Source organism: Citrobacter sp. wls613, from assembly GCF_005281195.1.
In the GTDB taxonomy this organism is placed as follows: domain Bacteria; phylum Pseudomonadota; class Gammaproteobacteria; order Enterobacterales; family Enterobacteriaceae; genus Citrobacter; species Citrobacter gillenii.
Map to the genome: position 1 here is coordinate 1,247 of NZ_SZXN01000031.1, position 659 is coordinate 1,905.

Here is a 659-nt window from a genome sequence, read left to right on the forward strand (position 1 = left end):
GCGCAGGTTGGCGGTCTCGGAGCGGCCCGCGTGGCCGCTATGATGCTTCGTAAGAAAATCAAACAGGAACAGGCTGTTACCGGACAGACCGGGCCGAATATTGTTGATGAAATCCAGCGGCAAACCACTGTGGTTTTTAATGATAACGGGCAGTGGAAATCCACCCCGCTGGGTGCAGCGATGAAAACGGGCATCATCTCCCCAGATGAGTTTCGAGAGGTGGAGGGTGAAATCGTTTTTTTTATGGTTTCCTCTGCCATTCAGAAACCGGAACTCATCAAACCGACGGTGGGGAGTGTGATCGGTATGTTCGGTGGTCAGTTAACCTTATCGAGCGCTACGGAGTGGCGAGATTCTTTATTGACGTCGAAAACGGATACCGATACCCCGAACCAGAATGCCCAGCAGGAAACGTCGTTTATACCCTCCTAGACTGGGCGTCTGGCGAGGGTTTCAGACATGTCATACGGGAGATTGCTGGCGAGGAATTTGCCAGCCCATCCCAGTATCGTCAGCGCTTTATTCTCTCCGCATTAAAGGAAAGGGGCTATTTCAATGGCAGCTAAATCCATTGTTGATATCGACGTAAATGACGAAAAGTTTCTGTCATTTATGGAAAAATTCAATGAATACAAGGCTGCTCTTGATGCTCTTCCGGA

Annotated in this window: 1 protein-coding gene; it reads left to right on the forward strand. The window is 49.8% G+C overall.

Going from position 1 to position 659, the window contains the following annotated elements; translation table 11 throughout:
* Window positions 1-432, forward strand: a 432-nt coding sequence (locus FDX01_RS04485; protein WP_249360869.1) for a hypothetical protein, incomplete at its 5' end; no start/stop codon positions are given.
* Window positions 433-659 lie beyond the last annotated feature (227 nt).